This window comes from Bradyrhizobium sp. 157, assembly GCF_023073815.1.
GTDB lineage: Bacteria > Pseudomonadota > Alphaproteobacteria > Rhizobiales > Xanthobacteraceae > Bradyrhizobium.
Genome location: NZ_JADPKF010000113.1, coordinates 37,174 through 55,818 on the forward strand (window position 1 = coordinate 37,174; position 18,645 = coordinate 55,818).

Sequence of the window (18,645 nt, forward strand, 5' to 3'; positions counted from 1 at the left end):
TAATCACCTCTGCATCGGAGCGCTATCGGAGCGGGATCACCCGCCTCTTGAGTAAGCAATCCGCTCAGATTGGAGGCAATGTTGGTTCGAGTTCTCCGCGCCGCCGCTGCTCAGATGGGGCCGACGCAAAAAGCTGATACGCGAGAGCATACGCTTGGCCGCATGTTGGCGTTGCTGGAGGAGGCGGCTGCGCGCGGCGCAACGTTGGTGGTTTTTCCCGAACTGGCGTTCACGACCTTCTTCCCACGATGGCTTATCGAGGGCGAAGCGCTTGACCATTACTTCGAGCGCGGGATGCCGAATCCGGCCGTGCAGTCCTTGTTCGATCGCGCTCGGGCGCTCGGCATCGGCTTCTATATCGGCTACGCCGAACTGACATCGGACGGTCGGCGCTTCAATTGTTCGATCCTGGTCGATAGCCACGGCGAAATTCTCGGGCGCTATCGCAAGGTGCATTTGCCGGGCTCGGTCGAGCCGCGAGCCGATGCAGCCTATCAGCAGCTCGAAAAGCGCTATTTCGAGTATGGCGACCTGGGATTTCCTGCCTTTCGGGCGGGACTGGACTGGCACTTCGCGATCATGGGCATGATGATCTGCAATGACCGCCGCTGGCCGGAAGCCTGGCGCGTGCTGGGCCTGCAGGGTGTCGAATTGGTCTGTGTCGGCTACAACTCCGCGGCGTACGATCCAAACGGCGGTGTCTCCGAAGATGCGGCGCTGCGCACCTTCCATTCCAGGCTCGTGACCCAGGCCAACGCCTACATGAACGCCACCTGGGCGATCGCGGTCGCCAAGGCGGGAAACGAGGATGGCTCCGGACTGATCGGCGGCTCCTGCATCGTGGATCCCAATGGCCGGATCGTCGCCGAAGCGCAAACGCTCGCGGACGAAATCATCGTTGCTGACCTCGACCTCGATCTCTGTCGCCAGGGCAAGGACAAGATGTTCAATTTCGCCGCGCACCGGCGACCGGAGCAATACACGATCATCACGGAGCGTGCCGGTGTTGTCGAGCCGGCCACGCTCGATGCGGTTAAACATCAAGCGGCCAGTCGCAGTGCGGGCCGAAGGAGCTGATATGACACGTATCTCGTTCTTCCTTGGGTTCGCCGCGCTCCTGACCATTGCAACGGCAGAGGCCGCCGAGCTGCCGGAATCGATCAAGCAGGCGGGCACATTGCGGCTGACGGTCAACTCGACCTACGCCCCCATGGAATACCGCGATCCCATGACAAACCAGCTCGTCGGGCTCGATATCGATCTCGCCAACGAAATCGCCAAACGGCTGGGCGTGAAGATCATCTGGAGCGAAACGCCGTTCGCCGAGCTCATCCCCTCATTGCAGACAAAGCGCGCGGATTTCATCATCAGTGGCATTTCGGACCGCAGCTCGCGGCGTGAGACCGCCGATTTCATCGACTATCTGGCGACGGGGCCGCAGTTCTTCGTCCTGACGGAGAATGCCGCGAAATCCCTCATCGATCTCTGCGGCAAGAAGGTCGGGACGACGCGCAGCACCAGCTTCCCGGTCGAGATCGAGAAATGGAGCAAGCAGAATTGCGAGGCAAACGGCAAGCCCGCCGTGCAATATGTTCCGGGCGAGAACAGCGTCGATGTTCGCAACCAGCTCAAGCAGGGACGCATCGATGCCGCAGTGCAAGGCACCGAGACGCTGCCCTACGCCCAGCAGCAAGAGGCGGGGAAATACCGCGTCATCGGAGAGCCGTTCGCCATCGGCTATCAGGGCATCATGTTCCGGAAAGACGACGTGGCGCTGCGCGAGGTGGTGACGCAACATCTCGCCGCCATGATCGCTGACGGCTCCTATAAGGCCATTCTGGACAAATACGGATTGGGCGCGAACGCGGTGGCCCAGCCGATGATGAATGCGTCCACGCAATGAGAGCAGCGCCTCCGCTGGCGAAGGGTTTTCCCGATATTTCGGGGATGACGGTCGCACGTCAGGTTCATTGGCAGCGATGGCTCGCTGCGGCGGCGATTGTCATCGTGTTGGCTGCGATCGGTCGTGCCTTCGTCAACGGTCAGATCGAATGGACCTATGTCGGCCGTTTTCTGACCACGAAAGTGATCCTTGAGGGCATCACCAACACCATGGTGATGGCGGTGCTCGCGATGTCACTTGGCATCGTGTTGGGCGTGGTCGTCGCGATCATGAGGCTCTCGTCCAATCCGGTTCTCGCGTCCGTCGCCGCCGGCTACACCTGGCTGTTCCGCGGCACGCCGCTGATCCTGCAGCTGCTGCTGTGGTTCAACCTCGCGCTGGTGTTTCCGACGATCGGCATTCCGGGCCTGTGGTCGGCCCGGGCGGTCGATGTCATGACGCCGTTTCTGTCGGCACTGCTCGGCCTCGGCATCAATCAGGGCGCCTACACGTCCGAGGTGATGCGGGCGGGCATGCTGTCGGTCGACGTCGGACAATATGAGGCCGCGAAGGCGATCGGCATGGGGCGGCTGCGCGCGTTGCGCCGGATCATCCTGCCGCAGGCGATGCGGGTCGTAATCCCACCGCTCGGCAACGAGTTCATCGGCATGGTGAAGGCGACGTCGCTTGCAAGCGTCATCCAGTATCCGGAGGTGCTGCACGCCGCCGAGAATATCTATTACGCGAATTCGCGCGTGATTGAACTCCTGATCGTCGCCGGCTCCTGGTATCTGCTCGTCGTATCAATTTTGACGCCTCTGCAGATGCTACTTGAGCGCCGCTTCGCGCGTGGAGCATTGCAGATCAACCGATGACCCAGCCCCTTGTCGCCATCCGTTCGGTTAGCAAGAGCTTCGGGGAGTTTCAGGCCCTGAAGCAGGTCTCGCTGGACGTCCGGGCAGGCGAGGTGCTTTGCCTGATCGGCGCGTCGGGATCGGGCAAGACGACGCTTCTGCGTTGTATCAACCAGCTTACGTCAGTCGACAGTGGCGGTGTCTGGCTGGATGGCGAGTTGCTGGGCGTACGAGAAGAGGGTGGGCGATTGCATCGCCTGACCGAGCGGCAGATCGCACGCCAGCGCCTGAAGACCGGGATGGTGTTTCAGCGCTTCAACCTGTTCCCGCACAAGACCGCGCTTGAAAATATCACCGAAGGTCCGGTGCAGGTGCAGGGCCGCAAGCAGGAAGAAGCGCGGGCGGCGGCGATGGAGCTGCTCGGGCGTGTCGGGTTGGCGGCGAAGGCTGATGCCTATCCCTCACAGCTTTCCGGCGGCCAGCAGCAGCGGGTGGCGATTGCCCGCGCACTCGCGATGAAGCCGATGCTGATGCTGTTCGACGAGCCGACGAGTGCCCTCGATCCCGAACTGGTCGCAGAGGTGCTCACCGTCATGAAGGAGCTTGCCCGCACCGGCATGACGATGATGGTGGTAACGCACGAGCTCGGCTTCGCGCGGGAGGTAGCGGATACGGTCGTCTATATGGACCATGGCGCAATCGTGGAGTCCGGGCCTGCAGCGGAGGTTCTGGGCAAGCCCCGTGAAGTACGTACTCAATCCTTTCTTTCCGCGGTAATCTGATGGAGCGAATTTCATGATGAAACGTTTTCTTGCGGCCGCGTTCCTCAGTGCCGCCAATGCTCCGGCCATGGCGATCGAGCTGCCTCCGGAAATCGCTAGGCAGGGCAGTATCAAGGTCGCGATCGTACCGAATTATCCGCCGATGGAATTCCGCGATCCAGCTACCAACACGCTGACCGGTTTCGACGTCGAGCTTGGCGAGGCGCTCGGCAAGAAGCTCGGCGTCAAGATCGTCTGGAACGAAACCAGCTTCGACCAGATGATGCCTGCGATTTCGACGGGGAGGGTGGATGCGATCCTGTCCGGCATGACGGATATGGCGAGCCGGCAGGATACGGCGACCTTTGTCGATTACCTTCGCAACGGGCCTCGCTTTTTCGTGCAGCAATCGCGCGCCGCCGAGTTCAAGGACACGACGGCGTTCTGCGGGAAAAGAGTCGGTGCCAGCCGGCGCACGTCGTTTCCGAAGCTGATCGCTGCTTGGAGCGATGTCCATTGCGGTGGCAACCCGATTCAATTTGTCGGCACGGAAGGATCGGCCGATGCCCGGACCCAGCTAAGGCAGGGACGGATCGACGCGGCCGTCCAAGGGGGCGAGACGCTTCCCTACATCATGGACCTCGAACCGGGCGTCTATCTCCCCGTCGGCGATGTGTTCGCCACCCAGTTCACCGGGCTTGCGTTGGGCGTGAAGGAGAAGGTGCTGCAGCAAGCGGTAGTGGAGGCCCTGGACTCCTTGATCGCTGACGGCACCTACCGTGCTTTGCTGGCGAAGTGGAAATTGACCGACTACGGCGTAGAGAAGGCGACCATCAATGCTGGACAGTAAAGCGCTTGCGAGCATTCCGCTCATTCCCGCGAATACCGCGCCGCCGGCGCCGGATTATCCGTGGCCAAAGCCCTATACATCAGCGATGTTCCTCTCCTTCGACGTGGACGCGGAGACCGCCTGGACCAGTAAAGATGCGTTACACGCCCAGCGCCTCATCACGATGAGCTATGGCGGTTATGAGGCGCGCGTCGGCACGCCAAAACTTCTGGTGCTGCTCGATCAGCTTGATCTGAAAGCGACGTTCTTCGTCACCGGCTGGTCGGTGGATGCGCATCCCGCGATGGCGGAGGCCATTCTCAAGGCCGGTCACGAGATCGGCCACCACGGGTATCACCATCTGTTGCCCGATCCGGGAGATCCCTGGATCGAGGAGGAACTGGAGCGGGGCTTCGAGGCGCTGAAGCGCCGGCTCGGCGTCAAGCCGATCGGCTACCGCGCGCCCTACGGCGAATTCACTGAAGAGCTGCGTGTGGCGCTGGTGCGCCACGGTATCATCTACACCTCGTCATTTCGCGACGACGTGCGGCCTTACCGCCATCGCCTTGCAGACGGCAGGCCGGGCACGATCGAGCTTCCGGTGACGGCAAGCTACGACGACTGGATGCACGGATTGTCCGCCCGATTCAGCCCGCGGCCGATCTTTCCGAAGGAGCATGTGCTCTCGATCTGGAAGGATGAGCTCGATGAGGTCAGGGATTGGGGCGCGATGGTCACGACCGTGCTGCATCCGCAATGCAGCGGTCGTCCGATGCGGCTTCGGCTGCTGCGCGAGTTTCTCACCTATGCCAAATCCTGCCCCGATCTGTGGATCACGACCGGCGAGGCGATCGCGGCGAATTTCAGAAGTCACGAAGCGGCCGCCCTCTGAGAACGGCCGATCAAATATTCCAGGGGTCATCGATGCTCGTTTCCCGTCGTTCACTGCTAAGGGCCGCTGCCGCAGCGCCGGCGTTGTCGCTGCCGGGAATCCTGCGGGCGCAGTCGCAGACCACGCTGCGCTTTATTCCGGTAATCGACCTGACCTTTGTCGATCCGATCTATTCCACGGCGCAGGTTTCCCGAAACCATGGATTCATGGTCTACGACACGCTCTGCGGCATGAATTCGGCGCTCGAGGTCTCGCCACAGATGGTGTCCGGGCATGTCGTTTCCAACGACGAGCGGCAGTGGGACCTAACGTTGCGCGACGGCCTGCTATGGCATGATGGCGAGCGCGTGCTGGCGCGTGATTGCGTCGCGAGCATTCGCCGCTGGGCGGCCCGCGACGGGTTCGGCGCCGAGCTGATGGCCGCAACGGACGAACTGTCGGCGCCTGATGACCGCACCATCCGTTTTCGGCTGAGCAGGCCTTTCCCTCTGTTGCCTGCGGCGCTCGGCAAAGCTGCGATCCAGGCGCCGTTCATGATGCCCGAGCGGCTGGCGAGCCATGATCCGTTCAAGCCGCTGGCCGAGGTGGTGGGCAGCGGACCGTTCCGGTTCGTGGCTGACGAGCGCGTGCAGGGCGCGCGCAACGTGTACGCCCGTTATCGATCGCTATCTGCCCCGTCAGGACAGCAAGCCCGATTGGACCGCCGGTCCCAAGATCGTTCACTACGACCGCGTGGTCTGGACGACGATGCCGGATGCCGCGACGGGGGTAGCTGCGCTGCAAACGCGCGAGCAGGATTGGCAGGAAACAACGCCACACGACCTGTTGCCGGTGCTGAAGCGCACCGGCGGCATCACAACGCGGATTCTCGATCCGCGGGGCTACACCTGCATGTTGCGTGTGAACCATCTGCAGCCGCCGTTTGACAATCCCGCCATTCGCCGGGCGCTGTTGGGCGCGATCGACCAGTCCGCCTTTATGACCGCGGTTGCAGGCGATGATCCTACCTATCAATCGTCGCCGATCGGCTTCTTTGCGCCCGGCACGCCGATGGCGAGCGATGTCGGCCTCGATGTCTTCCGCGGGCCGCGCGACATGGCGAAGGTCAAGGCCGATCTGAAGGCCGCCGGTTACAATGGCGAGAAGGTGGTGCTGCTCGTCCCCACGAACTCGGTTGCACAAAAGCCGCTCGGCGACATCGCGGCCGACATGCTGCAGCAGGCCGGCATGAACGTCGAATATGCCGGACTGGATTTCGGCGTGGTGTTGCAGCGGCAGTTGAAAAAAGATTCCGTCGCCCAGGGCGGCTGGAGCGCCGGCGTTGGCAACTGGCAAGGCATCGATTGGCTGAACCCGGCCGGCAATTCGAACCTGCGCGGCGACAGCAAAACGGCCGGCTGGTACAAGAGCGAGAAGATGGGGGCGCTGCGCAGCCAATGGCTCGCCGCCGCCAACCTTGCCGAGCAACAGCGGATCTGCCGCGATATCCAGGCGTTATCGTTCGAGGAAATTCCTTACTTCCCGATCGGTCAGTACAAACAACCGACCGCGTACCGCTCGAACGTCACCGGTATCCTCGACGGTACCGCCGTGTTCTGGAATGTGAAACCGGCATGAGCACGATCGCGATCTTTGGCAGCTATGTGTTGTCGCGCAGGGATGGCGCGCAGGAAGTGCTCCGCGATCACTGGGTGTTGCTGGAGGGCAGACGGATCGCGGCCGTCACGCGCGACCGGCCATCCGCAACTGAGGTCTTCGACAGACCGGGCCGCTTCGTGCTGCCCGGTCTTCTGAACCTGCACAACCACTGCTTCAGCGAAGCCGTCGCCCGGACGCATACCGAGGACGGCAATGGTCGCCGGAATAATCAGAGCATCGTCTATACGGTGTTGCTGCCGCTGACCAAGCGCGGCGGGGACCTGCTGTCGCCATCGGAGCGGCTCGCCATCGCTCGGCTCGGCATTCTGCAATTGCTGAAGGGTGGCGCCACCACGGTGATGGAGCCGTTCCGCAACACCATCCCCGAGATGTTCGACGCCGCCGAGGAAATGGGGATCCGCTTCTATGGCGCGCCGTATTTGTTTTCGACCTCGGATGCCAAGGCGGGACCGGACGGCGTGGTGCGTTACGCGGGCGACGATGGCCAAGCCGATATGGATACCTGGAACGCACTATATCATCGCTGGAATGGACGCGGCGACGGCCGGATCGGCCTTGCGATGAGTCCGCACGCGACCGACACCTGCGGCCCGGATCTGCTGCGGGCGTGCGCCGCTCGCGCGCGCGAACTCGACGTTCCCATCACCACCCATCTCGCGCAAAGCCAGGCCGAAGTCGCGATGATCGGGAGCCGTCACGGTGGTCGCACGCCGGCCGAATATCTGGACTGGCTGGGCCTTCTGGCGCCTGATCTTATGGCCGCGCACTGCATCGCGAGCACCGATAATGATTTGAAGCTGATGGCGGCGAGGGGCGCCACGGTGCTGAACTGCCCGCGCGTGTTTGCGCGCTCAGGCGTTACCGCGGCGTTCGGCCGGTTCGCGGGGCACGGCGTGCGGACGGTGGTCGGAACCGATGGCTACAATATGGACCTGCTCGGCGAACTCAACGCGGCGTCAATGATCTCGAAGATTGCGTCCGCTCGCGCTGATGTAGCCAACGCACCGGAGCTGATCGAGTCGGTCACGGCAACGGCGGCGGCGGTCATCAAGCGGCCGGACCTCGGGACGATCGCACCGGGCGCTACCGCCGACCTCACCGTCGTCGACCTGACCCATCCCCATCTGCAGCCGCTGTTCGATCCGCGCCGCGGGCTCGTTGCGCTCGGAAACCGCGCCAACATCGATCTAGTCATCGTTGACGGCCGTGTGCTGATCGATGCGGGCCAGTACATTCGCGGCGACGAGACCGCGATGATGTCGGCCGCGAACGCTGCGATCGACAAAATTTGGGATTTGCCGGAAGCTCAGGCGGCCTTCAATGGGTGACCGCTGGTCGGCACACGCACTGTCAGGAGATTGCAATGCCTTTCGATTTGATCTTGCGCGGCGGCCGAGTGATCGACCCCTCCCAGAAGCTCGACGCCGTGACGGATGTCGCCTTTGCAGGCGGCAAGGTGGCGATGGTCGGAAGCGAGCTCAAGGCCGATCCCGGAACCGATGTGCGCGACGCATCGGGTTACATCGTCACTCCAGGCCTGATTGATCTGCACACCCACGTCTATTGGGGCGGCACCTCGCTCGGCATCGACGCCGAGGAGTTCTGCCGCACCTCCGGCGTCACCACGGCGGTTGACACCGGCAGCGCAGGCCCGGGTAATTTCGCCGGTTTCCGCAAGCACGTCATCGAGCCGAGCCAGGTCCGCATTCTGGCCTATCTGCATGTCTCCCACGCCGGCATTTACGGCTTCTCGCATCGGGTCATGGTCGGCGAGAGCGAGGAGATGCGCCTGATGAATCCGATCGACGCCGTGAAGGTCGCCGAGGCCAACCGCGACCTCATCGTCGGCATCAAGGTGCGGGTAGGGCTCCACGCCTCGGGCACTTCGGGAATCGTGCCGCTTGATATCGCGCTTGAGGTCGCCGAAGAGGTCGGCATGCCGCTGATGGCGCATATCGACCATCCGCCGCCGAGCTATGAGGAGGTGCTGGCCCGCCTGCGTCCAGGCGACGTTCTCACCCACGCATTCCGGCCGTTTCCCAATACGCCTGCCACCGCCCAGGGCACGGTGAAGAGGGTGGTGCTGGAGGCGCGTGAACGCGGCGTGTTGTTCGACATCGGCCACGGCAAAGGTTCATTCGCCTTCAAGACCGCCCGCGCAATGCTTGCCAACGGCTTCTATCCCGACACCATTTCCTCAGATGTCCATGCCCTGTGCATCGATGGGCCGGCCTTTGACCAAGTGACGACCATGTCCAAGTTCCTGTGCATGGGCATGCCGCTCGCCGATGTGGTCGCGGCTTCGACGGTTAATGCAGCGATGGCGCTGCGGCGTCCCGAACTCGGCAGCCTCAAGCCGGGAAGTGCGGGAGATGCCACCCTGATCTCGGTCCAGCAAGGCCAGTTCGACTATGTCGATGTCGTCGGCGAGCACCTGATCGGCGACCGCAAGATCGTGTCCGAAGGCGTCGTCATTGCTGGCCGTTGGTGGCATCCGAAGCAATCGTCGAAGTTCGAACAGCTCGCAGGTTAGGCAGAATCGCAAATGCATGTAACCGCGCGAAAATGTGATCGCTCGAAAGTGCTTCCCGTGTGAGCAGCCGGAAACTGGCAGGAGCGCGAGCAGGCCGTGCTGGCATACCGCTTGCAAGCAAAAGGAGACTGATTGGCATCGGTTTGACTGGCCCGTTTCACCTCATATGGCGTCGAACCTCCGGCCAATGAATGGGCCGGGACCGCCGTGACAACTCAAGACTGGGAGAGCTCCATGGATCGCAGGACTGTGTTGAAAGGATTGGCCGGGATGGGCAGCCTGGCGGCAACGAGCGGCCTTTCGATGCCGGCTCTTTCCCAAGGCGCTGCCGCGGGCACCCTGCGCTTTGTGCCGCAGGCCAATCTCGCGAATTTCGATCCCATTTGGGGGACACAGTATGTCGTGCGTAACGCCGCTGCGCTGGTGTGGGACACTCTTTACGGCCTCGACGCCATGTTGCAGCCGCAGCGCCAGATGGTCGAGTCCGAGGAGGTGTCCGATGACGGTCTGGTCTGGACCTTTCGGCTACGGCCGGGGCTCAAGTTTCATGACGGCGAGCCGGTGCTCAGCAAGGATGTGGTGGCGAGTCTCGCGCGCTGGTCGGCGCGCGATCCGATGGGCCTGATGATCAAGGCGATCCAGAACGAGCTGACCGCCGTCGACGACAGGACCTTCAAATGGGCGCTGAAGGCGCCTTATCCGAAGATGCTGCTGGCGTTGGGCAAGAACAGCACGCCCTGTGCCTTCATCATGCCGGAGCGCATCGCCCAGACGGACCCGTTCAAGCAGATCCCCGAATATATCGGATCGGGCCCCATGAAATTCGCAAAGGGCGAATGGGTGCCCGGCGCCAAAGCGGTTTTCGAGAAGTTTGCCGATTACACGCCGCGGCAGGAAAAGGCATCCTGGCTCGCTGGCGGCAAGCAGATGCTGGTCGACCGCATCGAATGGGTGGTGATCCCGGATCCAGCTACGGCGGCGGCAGCACTTCAGAATGGCGAAGTCGATTGGTGGGAGAGCCCCATCACCGATCTCGTGCCGTCGCTCAAGAAGAACCGCAACATCAACGTCGACATCGCCGATCCCCTCGGCAACATCGGTTCATTCCGGATGAACCACCTGCATCCGCCCTTCAACGATGTGAAGGTGCGGCGTGCCGTGCTCGCGGCGCTGAGCCAGGAAGACTACATGCGCGCGCTGGTCGGCGACGATACCGCGCTCTGGAAGCCACTGCCGGGCTTCTTCACGCCGGATACACCACTCTACACGGAAGAGGGCGGCGAGATCCTGAAGAGCAAGCGCGATCTCGCAATGGCAAAGAAGTTGCTGGCCGAGAGCGGCTATTCAGGCCAGCCGGTCACGTGTGTCGTGGCGCAGGATCAGCCGATCACCAAGGCGCAGGGCGATGTCACCGCGGATCTGCTGAAGCAAATGGGCATGAACGTCGACTTCGTCGCGACCGATTGGGGTACGGTCGGTTCCCGCCGCGCCCAGAAGACGCCGCCGGGCCAGGGTGGCTGGGGGATGTTTCACACCTGGCACGCCGGCGCGGATTGCATCAGTCCCGCCGCCTACAACGCCATTCGCGCCAATGGCGACAAGGCGTGGTTTGGCTGGCCCACAAGCGCGCCCGTGGAAAAGGAAGTTTTGGCATGGTTCGACGCCAAGAATCTCGATGAGGAGAAGGCTGCGGTGAAGCGCCTCAACGCAGCGGCGATCGGGGATGTTGTCTATGCGCCGACCGGCTTCTTCCTGAGCTACACGGCGTGGCGCAAGAACGTCTCCGGTATCGCCAAGGGGCCGCTACCCTTCTTCTGGGGCGTGTCGAAGACGGCATGACGGCGCGTGATCCCACATGATCTCGTATATCTTCCGGCGCATTCTCTCGACCTTGCCCGTGATGGGCATCGTCGCGCTGTTCGTCTTCAGCCTGCTCTACATCGCGCCGGGCGATCCGGCGGCGGTGATCGCAGGCGACCAGGCGAGCCCCGCCGACGTTGAGCGCATACGCCAGGGCCTCGGTCTCGACCGGCCGTTTCTGGTCCAGTTCGGAACCTGGCTCTGGCATATCCTGCATGGCGATCTCGGCACCTCGATCTTCACCAACCTGCCGGTCGCCTCGATGATCGCGCAGCGCATCGAGCCGACGTTCTCGCTGATGGCGATCACGCTTGTCCTGACCATCCTGGTGGCGGTGCCGCTCGGCGTGGCGGCGGCGTGGAAGGCAGGAAGCTGGATGGACCGCACCATCATGGCGTTCGCCGTGTTCGCCTTCTCGCTTCCCGTCTTTGTTGTCGGGTACGTCCTTGCCTATGTGTTTGCGCTGCAGTTTGAATGGCTTCCCGTGCAGGGCTACACGCCGTTGGCGGCGGGCCTTTGGCCATGGCTGCAGAACCTCATTCTTCCCGCCCTGGCCCTCGGCTCCGTCTACATCGCGCTGATCGCTCGCATTACCCGGGCCTCCATGCTCGAGGTGCTGCAGCAGGATTATGTCCGCACCGCCCGCGCCAAAGGCCTCGGGCAGCGCAACATCCTGTTCGTTCACGCGCTGAAAAACGCGGCCGTTCCGATCGTGACGGTGATCGGTATCGGCATTGCGCTACTGATCGGGGGCGCCGTGGTGACCGAAAGCGTGTTCGCCATCCCTGGCCTTGGCCGGCTGACGATCGACGCGATCCTGCGCCGCGACTACCCGGTCATCCAGGGCATCGTCCTGCTATTCAGTTTCCTCTATGTGCTCGTCAACCTGCTGGTCGACGTCACCTACACCCTGGTCGATCCGAGGATCCGCTATTGAGCATCTCCACAACCAGAACCGTGCCGGTGCCGCCGGGCCTCGTCATTGCGCCCCACCTGCCGGACCTGCTGCTGCCGGTGGCCATCCGGCGCGGTGTGCTCGGCTTCCTGCGCAATCATCCGACGGTGGCGATCGGCGGTGCCTTGCTGCTCTGCCTCGTGTTGGTGGGGATCTTCGCGCCCTGGCTCGGGACCGTCGATCCGACCGCGCTCGCGCCTGCGAAGCGTACGCGCTTGCCTTCTGCGGATTATTGGTTCGGCACCGACGTGCTGGGCCGCGACATCTATTCACGCGTGCTCTACGGAGCAAGGGTCTCGCTCACCGTAGGTTTGTCGGTAGCCGTACTGTCCTCGCTCGCCGGTCTCGCCATTGGCCTCGTTTCGGGTTTCGTGCGATGGGCGGACAGCATCCTGATGCGGTTCATGGACGGGTTGATGTCGATCCCGCCGATCCTGCTCGCCGTCGCCCTGATGGCGCTGACGCGCGCGAGCGTCGGCAACGTCATCCTAGCCATCACGGTTGCCGAAATCCCGCGCGTCTCGCGGCTGGTGCGCAGTGTCGTGCTGTCACTGCGCGAGCAGCCCTATGTGGACGCTGCCACGGCCTCCGGCACCCGAACGCCGATGATCATCCTGCGCCACATCCTGCCCAACACGCTGGCGCCGATGCTGGTCCAGGCAACCTATATCTGCGCCAGCGCCATGATCGTGGAGTCGATCCTCTCTTTCATCGGCGCCGGCACGCCGCCCACCATTCCGTCCTGGGGCAACATCATGGCCGAGGGCAGGGCGTTGTGGCAGGTCAAGCCTTACATTGTATTCTTTCCGGCCGCGTTTCTGTCCGTCACCGTGCTCGCCGTCAACCTGCTTGGCGACGGCCTGCGTGATGCGCTCGATCCGCGAATGGCAAAAAGCCTCTAGAGCGTGATCCGGAAAAGTGCGTACCGGTTTTCCGATGGGGTTCTGATCTGATGGCGTTGCTCGAAGTCGAAAATCTGCAGACCCATTTCCGTACCCCCGAGGGTATCAATCGGGCGGTCGACGGCGTCTCCTTCCATGTCAACGAAGGCGAGACGCTGGCCATTGTCGGTGAATCCGGCTGCGGCAAGTCGGTCACCTCGATGTCGCTGATGCGGCTCATCGCTGAGCCGCCGGGCAAAATCGCGGGTTCTATCCGCTTCCAGGGCAAGGATCTGCTGCAACTCTCCGAACGCGAGATGCGCGCGATCCGCGGCAACGACATTTCGATGATCTTCCAGGAGCCGATGACGAGCCTCAATCCAGTGCTGACCGTCGGCCGCCAGATCGGCGAGACGCTGCGGATGCACCAGGGGCTCGACAAGCAGGCGGCAGGGGCGCGCGCGATCGAGATGCTGACATTGGTCGGCATCCCGGAGCCGGCGCGGCGCGTGCGCGAATATCCGCATCAGCTTTCCGGCGGCATGCGGCAGCGGGTGATGATCGCCATGGCGCTCGCCTGCAACCCAAAGCTCCTAATCGCCGACGAGCCGACCACAGCGCTTGACGTCACGATCCAGGCGCAGATCCTGCATCTGATGCTGGACCTCAAGCGCCGCGTCGGCGCGGCGATCGTTCTGATCACCCATGATCTCGGCGTGGTCGCTGAAATCGCCGAGCGCGTCATGGTCATGTATGCCGGCCGCAAGGTTGAGGAGGCGCCCGTGGCCGAGTTGTTTCGCTCGCCTCGTCATCCCTATACGCAGGGCCTGCTTGGCGCAGTACCCAAGCTCGGCTCCTCGCTATCAGGTGCGGCGCGGCGGCTCGCCGAGATCCCCGGCCAGGTGCCCAGCCTCAAGGGGCGGATTGAGGGCTGCGTCTTTGCCGGGCGCTGTGCGCTGGCGACTGATCTCTGCCGGCACATTGCCCCGGGCCTCGAAGAAAAGGGGCCCGGCCACATCGCGGCCTGCCATTACGCGCGCAAGGAGGCGGCTGCGGCATGAACGCCCCGCTACTCCAGGTCAACGACCTCAAGAAGCATTTTCCCGTCCGCGGCAGCCTGTTCAGCCGCAAGTCCAACTGGGTCTATGCGGTGGACGGCGTCTCCTTCGAGGTCGAGCGTGGCGAGACCCTGTCCCTCGTCGGCGAGTCCGGCTGTGGCAAGTCGACGGTCGGCCGGGCCATCCTACGGCTGTTCGATATCACCGGCGGCCAGGTGGTGCTGGATGGCCAGCGTATCGACGATCTTTCACCCGGCGGGCTGCGCAGCATGCGCCGCCGCGTGCAGGTGGTCTTCCAGGATCCGTTCTCCAGCCTTAACCCGCGCATGCGCGTACGCGATATCCTGGCCGAGCCGATCCGTAATTTCCGCCTCGCCAAATCTTCGGCCGAACTCGAGGCCAAGGTTGCGGCGCTGATGGACACTGTGCGCCTGCCGCGCGACGCGCTGGGCCGCCGGCCTCACGAGTTCTCGGGCGGCCAGCGCCAGCGCATCGGCATCGCCCGGGCGCTTGCCGCGGAACCCGAACTGATCGTCTGCGACGAGGCGGTCTCGGCGCTCGACGTCTCCGTCAAGGCACAGATCGTCAACCTGCTGCAGGATCTGCAGCGCGAGTTCGGCCTCGCGCTGCTCTTCATCAGCCACGATCTGGCTGTTGTCGAGCACATGACGCGCCGAGTTGCCGTCATGTACCTCGGCAAGATCGTCGAGATGGCGCCACGGCAGCAAATCTTCACCGCGCCGAGGCATCCCTACACTAAGGCTCTGCTGTCAGCGGTGCCGGTGCCGGAGCCCGGGGCTATTCGCAATCCGATCATCCTGAAGGGCGACGTGCCGAGCCCGATCAATCCGCCCAGCGGTTGCCGCTTCCACACCAGGTGTCCATACGTGTTCGATCGCTGCCGGACGGAAGAGCCGGAGCTTAGGTCGACCCATGGCGGTCAATGGGTAGCGTGTCATCTCAGTGCGCTTCCGGAACAGAACTGATGCGCGTCGCGCGGACTGCCTCTGGAATTGACTTCGAGTGGACCAAAACTTTAACTGCTGGCTTCGATTGAGCCAGGTAAGACTCCGATTTTCGGAGGCTGCGTCATTTTCGTGCAACGCAGCCCTAAATGGAAGCAGCCAGAAAGTTATCCATGCGCGTCATCAATGTTGCCGCCGCCCAGTTGGGCCCGATCCAGAAAGCCGACAGCCGCGAAGCCGTCGTCAAGCGCATGATCGCGCTGATGGATGAAGCCAAGGCGAAGGGCGCCGACCTGATCGTCTACCCAGAGCTCGCACTCACCACGTTCTTCCCGCGCTGGTACATGGTGGATCAGGTCGAGGTCGACACCTGGTTCGAGCGTGAGATGCCGAATGCGGCGACAAGACCTTTGTTTGAGCGAGCCGCCCACCACAACATCGCAATGAATTTTGGCTATGCCGAATTGACGCCGGATGGGCATCATTTCAACACCTGCATCCTCACCGACAAATCAGCAAAAATTGTCGGCAAGTACCGCAAGGTTCATCTGCCCGGTCATTCGGAGTTCGATACGAAACGCGCGTTCCAGCATCTGGAGAAGCGCTACTTCGAGCCGGGCGATCTCGGCTTCAACGTCTGGCGTGCGCTAGGCGGCATCTTCGGCATGGCCGTCTGCAACGATCGGCGCTGGCCGGAGACTTATCGCGTGATGGGCCTGCAAGGTGTCGAGATGGTGCTGATCGGCTACAACACGCCCTCGGTCAATGCCGAGAAAAGCGAGGAGGGGCCCGAGAAGCGGTTGTTCCACAACCGGCTCTCCGCGCAAGCCGGCGCTTACCAGAACTCGACCTGGGTCGTATGCGTTGCGAAGGCCGGCGTCGAGGATGGCCACCCCTTGATCGGTGGCAGCCTGATCGTCAATCCGGACGGTGAGATCGTCGCCGAGGCCAAGACCGAGGAGGACGAACTGCTGGTTCACAATTGCGATCTCGACGCCACCATCTTTGGCAAGAACACGATTTTCAATTTCGCGCTCCACCGTCGCATTGAGCATTACGGCCTGATCACCAGTCGCACCGGCGCGGTGCCGCCGCCGGAAAACTAGATGTCCGGTATCTCCCTGCTCGCCCGCAACGGAGCGCCCCAACGATCCGATCAAAGTCAGTGATGCGCGAACTGCACCGTGCCCAGCGCCATGGTCACGGCCGCCTGGGTCGGGTCGACCACGGGAATCCCCAGCGCCTGCTCCAGCGGCCGGCGGTGACGCGCCATTCCGGCACAGCCCATCACGATGGCGCCGGATCCGTCTTCGTCCTTGAGCGCGCGTCCGACCTCGATCATCTTCGCGAGCGTTCCTTCGCCCGACGCTGTCTCCGCCACGCTCATGTTGAGCGGACGCTCCCTGGTCAGGCGATCGATCAGGCCCATCTGCCTGAGGTAACGAACATGGCGGCTGATCGAACGCTGCGCGATTGCAATGACGCCAAAGGTTTCGGCACGTGCGAGCGCCGTCAGCACGCCGCATTCGGCGATGCCGAACACTGGCCGATCGGTTGCTTCGCGGCAGACATGCAGACCCGGATCGCTGTAGCAGGCAATGACGAAGGCGGCCGAATGGTTGTCGCCTTCGACAAGGCGGCGCAGCGGCATCGCCACGCCATCAACGTCGGCTTGGCTCTCGATCCCGTACGGACCCTCGGCCAGCGTCTCGCAAACGATCTCCGGTCCGCCTTCAAAGACGAGCGGCTTCAAGGCTTGCTCCAGCCCTTGTGTCACGAGCTGGTTGGAATTGGGATTGATGACGAGAATACGCGGCCGGGACATGGTATTTTCCTGCAGTATGACGCGTCAATGGATACAGCGAGATCGGCACGCAACGAGACGACTATGGAAGCAATCACCATGCCATCCAGCGATGCATGGTCCACCGTCTGCTGCGAAAGCGCAAGGGAGCGTAACGGCACGATCCGTGCTTTTGTCTGGTCAATAAAGACATAAGATTCAGCACTCAAAGTTGGAGAGTTTTGCCATGACCGAGCCCGCCTACGACCTTCTCATCCGCGGCGGACGCGTCGCGACTGCGAGTGACGTGTTCGAGGCCGACGTCGCCATTTCCGGTGAAACGATCGTCGCCGTCGGCCGCGGGCTTCCGGGCGCGCGGCGGGAGATCGACGCGCGGGGCAAGCTGGTGCTGCCCGGCGGCGTCGACAGCCATGCCCATATTGAGCAGCTCTCTGCCGCAGGCATCGTGAACGCCGACACGTTCGAGAGCGCGACCGTCTCGGCAGCCTTTGGCGGCACCACCACCGTTATTCCGTTCGCGGCCCAGCACGTCGGCATGAAACTGCCGCAGGTGCTGGAGGAGTATCATGCGCTCGCGAGAAAGGGCGCTGTGATCGACTATGCCTTTCACATGATCATCGCTGATCCGACCAAGGAAACGCTGGAAACGGATCTGCCAGCGGTGATCAAGCAGGGCCATGGCTCGATCAAGATCTTCATGACCTATGATCGCCTGAAAATCGACGACGAACCGCTGCTCGACATTCTGCTTGCGGCGCGCGACGGCGGTGCGATGCTCTGTGCGCATGCCGAGAACCACGGCATCATCTCCTGGATGGTGAAGCGGCTGCTGGCGCGCGGCTATACCGATCCAAAATATCACGCCATCAGTCACGCCCGCGTCTCGGAAGCCGAGGCCTTCAACCGGCTGATCGGTATGGCCGCGTTGATCGACCAGCCGATCATGATCTTTCACGTGTCGACGGCGGAAGGCGCCAAGGTGATCCGCGATGCGCGCGGGCAGGGACTGAAAGTCTTCGCGGAGACCTGTCCGCAGTATCTTTTTCTCACCGCCGACGATCTCGATAAGCCCGGGGTGGAAGGTGCCAAATGGATGTGCAGCCCGCCGCCGCGCCGCACCGCCGACCAGGAAGCGCTGTGGCAGGCGCTTGCGCTCGGCGATCTGCAGACGGTTTCGTCCGATCACGCGCCGTACCGGTTCGATGAGACCGGAAAACTGCGCGCCGGCCCCAATCCCAATTTCAAGCAAGTGGCGAACGGTCTGCCGGGCCTCGAAGTCCGCTTGCCGCTGCTGTTTGATGCCATGGTTTCGAAGGGCCGCTTGGGGCTGGAAAAATTCGTCGAGCTGACCGCGACTGCGCCGGCAAAGATCTACAATTTGCATCCGCGCAAGGGCTCGATCGCGGTTGGCGCCGATGCTGATATCGCGATCTGGGACCCGCAGCGCGAGATTACGCTGAGTGATGCGACGATGCATGATCTGGCGGGCTATACGCCGTTCGCCGGCCGCAAGCTGCGCGGCTGGCCGGTCACGGTGCTGTCGCGCGGGCGCGTGATTGTCGCAGACGGCAAGCGCTCGGTCGAAGCAGGCACGGGCCGCTTCCTTCCGCGCACGGGAGGCGAGGCGGCGAAACCGGCCGGGCGCCTGATGCCAGACATGGATCCCGAGCAGAATTTTGGCGCGACCCTGCTGTGATCCATCCGCCGCAATT

16 protein-coding genes and 1 pseudogene are annotated in these 18,645 nt (G+C 62.9%); 16 read left to right on the top strand and 1 reads right to left on the bottom strand.

Going from position 1 to position 18,645, the window contains the following annotated elements; all coding sequences use genetic code 11:
• Positions 1-78: 78 nt before the first annotated feature.
• The 15 genes and pseudogenes from IVA95_RS35215 to IVA95_RS35285 all read left to right on the top strand — a co-directional run bounded on the left by IVA95_RS35215 (position 79) and on the right by IVA95_RS35285 (position 16,235).
• Complete coding sequence (locus tag IVA95_RS35215) at positions 79-1,077, top strand: N-carbamoyl-D-amino-acid hydrolase (RefSeq protein ID WP_256470366.1); 999 nt, start codon at positions 79-81, stop codon at positions 1,075-1,077.
• Between the two features lies 1 nt (position 1,078).
• The gene (locus IVA95_RS35220; protein ID WP_247514690.1) at positions 1,079-1,903 is read left to right on the top strand and encodes an ABC transporter substrate-binding protein; all 825 of its coding nucleotides are present in this window, start codon (positions 1,079-1,081) and stop codon (positions 1,901-1,903) included.
• Positions 1,900-2,757 (top strand): amino acid ABC transporter permease, encoded by an 858-nt coding sequence (locus IVA95_RS35225; protein WP_247514691.1) that lies wholly within the window; start codon positions 1,900-1,902, stop codon positions 2,755-2,757. The genes IVA95_RS35220 and IVA95_RS35225 overlap by 4 nt, the downstream gene beginning before the upstream one ends.
• Positions 2,754-3,518 carry an amino acid ABC transporter ATP-binding protein gene (locus IVA95_RS35230; protein ID WP_247514692.1) on the top strand — a complete coding sequence of 255 codons (765 nt, stop codon included), beginning with the start codon at positions 2,754-2,756 and terminating at the stop codon, positions 3,516-3,518. Before IVA95_RS35225 ends, IVA95_RS35230 begins: the two co-directional genes overlap by 4 nt.
• Before the next feature lie 13 nt (positions 3,519-3,531).
• Positions 3,532-4,347, top strand: a complete 816-nt coding sequence (locus IVA95_RS35235; protein WP_247514693.1) for an ABC transporter substrate-binding protein — start codon at positions 3,532-3,534, stop codon at positions 4,345-4,347.
• A complete protein-coding gene (locus IVA95_RS35240) occupies positions 4,334-5,218 on the top strand; it encodes a polysaccharide deacetylase (protein ID WP_247514694.1) in 885 nt (294 codons plus the stop codon). The genes IVA95_RS35235 and IVA95_RS35240 overlap by 14 nt, the downstream gene beginning before the upstream one ends.
• Positions 5,219-5,250: 32 nt before the next feature.
• Positions 5,251-6,835 (top strand): annotated as a pseudogene (locus IVA95_RS35245) (ABC transporter substrate-binding protein).
• Positions 6,832-8,205 (top strand): amidohydrolase family protein, encoded by a 1,374-nt coding sequence (locus IVA95_RS35250; protein ID WP_247514695.1) that lies wholly within the window; start codon positions 6,832-6,834, stop codon positions 8,203-8,205. The pseudogene IVA95_RS35245 and the gene IVA95_RS35250 overlap by 4 nt, the downstream one beginning before the upstream one ends.
• Before the next feature lie 35 nt (positions 8,206-8,240).
• Entirely contained in the window at positions 8,241-9,410 is a 1,170-nt protein-coding gene (locus IVA95_RS35255) for an amidohydrolase/deacetylase family metallohydrolase (protein WP_247514696.1), read from the top strand.
• A 234-nt stretch (positions 9,411-9,644) separates the two neighbouring features.
• Entirely contained in the window at positions 9,645-11,249 is a 1,605-nt protein-coding gene (locus IVA95_RS35260) for an ABC transporter substrate-binding protein (RefSeq protein WP_247514697.1), read from the top strand.
• Between the two features lie 16 nt (positions 11,250-11,265).
• Complete coding sequence (locus tag IVA95_RS35265) at positions 11,266-12,207, top strand: ABC transporter permease (RefSeq protein ID WP_247514698.1); 942 nt, start codon at positions 11,266-11,268, stop codon at positions 12,205-12,207.
• The gene (locus tag IVA95_RS35270; protein WP_247514699.1) at positions 12,204-13,127 is read left to right on the top strand and encodes an ABC transporter permease; all 924 of its coding nucleotides are present in this window, start codon (positions 12,204-12,206) and stop codon (positions 13,125-13,127) included. Before IVA95_RS35265 ends, IVA95_RS35270 begins: the two co-directional genes overlap by 4 nt.
• A gap of 50 nt (positions 13,128-13,177) precedes the next feature.
• Positions 13,178-14,167: an ABC transporter ATP-binding protein gene (locus IVA95_RS35275; protein ID WP_247514700.1), complete on the top strand. Its 990-nt coding sequence runs from the start codon at positions 13,178-13,180 to the stop codon at positions 14,165-14,167.
• The gene (locus IVA95_RS35280) at positions 14,164-15,150 is read left to right on the top strand and encodes an oligopeptide/dipeptide ABC transporter ATP-binding protein (RefSeq protein WP_247514701.1); all 987 of its coding nucleotides are present in this window, start codon (positions 14,164-14,166) and stop codon (positions 15,148-15,150) included. Before IVA95_RS35275 ends, IVA95_RS35280 begins: the two co-directional genes overlap by 4 nt.
• A gap of 152 nt (positions 15,151-15,302) precedes the next feature.
• Positions 15,303-16,235: an N-carbamoyl-D-amino-acid hydrolase gene (locus IVA95_RS35285; RefSeq protein WP_247514702.1), complete on the top strand. Its 933-nt coding sequence runs from the start codon at positions 15,303-15,305 to the stop codon at positions 16,233-16,235.
• A gap of 56 nt (positions 16,236-16,291) precedes the next feature.
• Here IVA95_RS35285 and IVA95_RS35290 read toward each other — a convergent pair whose 3' ends face one another.
• Complete coding sequence (locus IVA95_RS35290; protein WP_247514703.1) at positions 16,292-16,954, bottom strand: aspartate/glutamate racemase family protein; 663 nt, start codon at positions 16,952-16,954, stop codon at positions 16,292-16,294.
• 205 nt (positions 16,955-17,159) lie between these two features.
• Between IVA95_RS35290 and hydA the strand changes: the two genes are divergently transcribed.
• Positions 17,160-18,629: a dihydropyrimidinase gene (hydA, locus tag IVA95_RS35295; protein ID WP_247514704.1), complete on the top strand. Its 1,470-nt coding sequence runs from the start codon at positions 17,160-17,162 to the stop codon at positions 18,627-18,629.
• Positions 18,630-18,645 lie beyond the last annotated feature (16 nt).

What these genes read in the sequence shown, in the direction of transcription:
- IVA95_RS35225 (WP_247514691.1), top strand. Translation starts at nt 1,900, where the DNA reads ATGAGAGCAGCGCCTCCGCTGGCGAAGGGTTTTCCCGATATTTCGGGG.
- IVA95_RS35230 (WP_247514692.1), top strand. Translation starts at nt 2,754, where the DNA reads ATGACCCAGCCCCTTGTCGCCATCCGTTCGGTTAGCAAGAGCTTCGGG.
- IVA95_RS35240 (WP_247514694.1), top strand. Translation starts at nt 4,334, where the DNA reads ATGCTGGACAGTAAAGCGCTTGCGAGCATTCCGCTCATTCCCGCGAAT.
- IVA95_RS35285 (WP_247514702.1), top strand. Translation starts at nt 15,303, where the DNA reads ATGCGCGTCATCAATGTTGCCGCCGCCCAGTTGGGCCCGATCCAGAAA.
- IVA95_RS35235 (WP_247514693.1), top strand. Translation starts at nt 3,532, where the DNA reads ATGATGAAACGTTTTCTTGCGGCCGCGTTCCTCAGTGCCGCCAATGCT.
- hydA (WP_247514704.1), top strand. Translation starts at nt 17,160, where the DNA reads ATGACCGAGCCCGCCTACGACCTTCTCATCCGCGGCGGACGCGTCGCG.
- IVA95_RS35255 (WP_247514696.1), top strand. Translation starts at nt 8,241, where the DNA reads ATGCCTTTCGATTTGATCTTGCGCGGCGGCCGAGTGATCGACCCCTCC.
- IVA95_RS35250 (WP_247514695.1), top strand. Translation starts at nt 6,832, where the DNA reads ATGAGCACGATCGCGATCTTTGGCAGCTATGTGTTGTCGCGCAGGGAT.
- IVA95_RS35215 (WP_256470366.1), top strand. Translation starts at nt 79, where the DNA reads ATGTTGGTTCGAGTTCTCCGCGCCGCCGCTGCTCAGATGGGGCCGACG.
- IVA95_RS35265 (WP_247514698.1), top strand. Translation starts at nt 11,266, where the DNA reads ATGATCTCGTATATCTTCCGGCGCATTCTCTCGACCTTGCCCGTGATG.
- IVA95_RS35275 (WP_247514700.1), top strand. Translation starts at nt 13,178, where the DNA reads ATGGCGTTGCTCGAAGTCGAAAATCTGCAGACCCATTTCCGTACCCCC.
- IVA95_RS35280 (WP_247514701.1), top strand. Translation starts at nt 14,164, where the DNA reads ATGAACGCCCCGCTACTCCAGGTCAACGACCTCAAGAAGCATTTTCCC.
- IVA95_RS35290 (WP_247514703.1), bottom strand. Translation starts at nt 16,954, where the DNA reads ATGTCCCGGCCGCGTATTCTCGTCATCAATCCCAATTCCAACCAGCTC.
- IVA95_RS35260 (WP_247514697.1), top strand. Translation starts at nt 9,645, where the DNA reads ATGGATCGCAGGACTGTGTTGAAAGGATTGGCCGGGATGGGCAGCCTG.
- IVA95_RS35220 (WP_247514690.1), top strand. Translation starts at nt 1,079, where the DNA reads ATGACACGTATCTCGTTCTTCCTTGGGTTCGCCGCGCTCCTGACCATT.